2 protein-coding genes are annotated in these 1,644 nt (G+C 35.7%); one reads left to right on the plus strand and one right to left on the minus strand.

Annotated features, from left to right (window positions below):
• Window positions 1–26: 26 nt before the first annotated feature.
• Window positions 27–1,253, minus strand: a complete 1,227-nt coding sequence (locus MKL62_RS14425) for a phage/plasmid replication protein, II/X family (RefSeq protein WP_270899788.1) — start codon at window positions 1,251–1,253, stop codon at window positions 27–29.
• Window positions 1,254–1,387: 134 nt separating this feature from the next.
• Here MKL62_RS14425 and MKL62_RS14430 point away from each other — a divergent pair, with 134 nt between their 5' ends.
• Window positions 1,388–1,588: a hypothetical protein gene (locus MKL62_RS14430; RefSeq protein WP_001085704.1), complete on the plus strand. Its 201-nt coding sequence runs from the start codon at window positions 1,388–1,390 to the stop codon at window positions 1,586–1,588.
• The last annotated feature ends 56 nt before the right edge of the window (window positions 1,589–1,644 follow it).

A 1,644-nucleotide genomic window follows, 5' to 3' on the forward strand; every position in this document is an offset into this window, starting at 1 on the left:
GATAATTGCATGATAAAAACCTCTCTTTAGGCAACTAGATGTAAACCCTGATTCTTTGGGCTGTATTGTGAAACTGGTTGAACGTAATCTGGTGGCAATTGATCTGCCATCTTGAGTTCAAATAAACGGACAAATGGGATAACTTTGCCGTTTGGATTTTTATGTAAATTCTGAAGGTGTGAAAGCGCAATACCACACTCAAGTAAATCGTCTTTACGCTTATAAAATCGAGACTTAGAATGCCGAGCTTTAACTTTGACCCAGCCATCAGTACGTAAAGAACGATAGAAATCAAGAGCGTTATAAGCTCTAACATAACTAGGATTACCTTTCTTGGTGTAAGTCACCAATTTAGATTTAAGTAAGGCTTCTAATTCATCATCACTTGCGAAATTCATATATTCACCCTCCATAGTCTTAAGGATTGGGTCAAACGCTACGTGCCAGAGGCGTAGCAATAGTTCTGGCTGTTCATGTTGCAGCTTAATAAGCTGAAATAAATTAGATGGATAACCATTCTTGGTTAAATAGGTTTTACAAATACGGGCTTCTAAACGAAGAATAGCGTTAGCAAATGGCAAGGCATTATTCATAGCAATAACAAGTGATTTAGAGCGCATACAGCCCTTATCTGCTTTCTTCTGTAGCTTATGTAATTGGCTTTTTACTTCTTCAAACTTGCCATAGGCTTTAGGTCTAACACTGGCACCGTCATTACCCCAAGAAATATAGTTATCATATTTAACTTCACGAGCTTTACGGTGACCCGAAGCCAAGCTAGCCATATAGTCAAGCGTAGGTTGAACCATATTCTGATGTGGCAATCTAAATAAATAAGTCGTATCTAGATGTAAAACCTCAGTATTTGGCAAATCTAAGATTGGGGCTAACTGGGGAAAGGCTTCGAGTAACATGCCAAGCATATGATCAGAGCCTAATTCAATAGACTCAAAACCATACACATTGTGACCTTGTAACAACTTCAACGGAGACGCCTTAATCTCAACATAAGGCGGTGTATTCATTGTATTTGTATAAAACTTAACAGCCATATCTGTATAGTCAGACGGCAAAGATTCATAAGGATGGTAAAGCTCCCCTGTTATCGTTTGACCGTCATCGGTCTTAGAAACATGGCGAGTCGCAGCAGGAATACCATAATCACGAATATCACCATTAAACCAATGATGATTATCAAGACTACGCACATACGTAGGAATGATTGGTATAGCTAACCGCAGAAAATCTAACATATAGCCCCAGAAAACAATTTTATTGTCTTGTTGTCATATAAACATTTACCATAAATATAAACATGACAACAAGTTTTATCAAGTGTTTTCATGACAACATGTAGAATAAACAACATGAAAACAGGAGCAAGCAAATGGCAAAGAAAAGTATGTACTTAAGAATTAAAGAATCAGAGCAAGATATGCTTAGAGAAGCTCATAGAAAAATTAATAATAAATTATTAGAAAATGGATACCCAACGGTACAAGATAGTGAAATATTGCATCAATTAATCGAAATTGGATTAAAAAAACTAGATGTAGATAATCTAGGTAGGTTCCATCTAAAAAACTAAAAGAATTGATTAAAATATAATCAAAATACTATCTAAATGATAAAATTTCTCATTTC

The sequence above is a fragment of the Acinetobacter sp. AOR01_HL genome, from assembly GCF_027855455.1.
Taxonomy (GTDB): domain Bacteria; phylum Pseudomonadota; class Gammaproteobacteria; order Pseudomonadales; family Moraxellaceae; genus Acinetobacter; species Acinetobacter baumannii.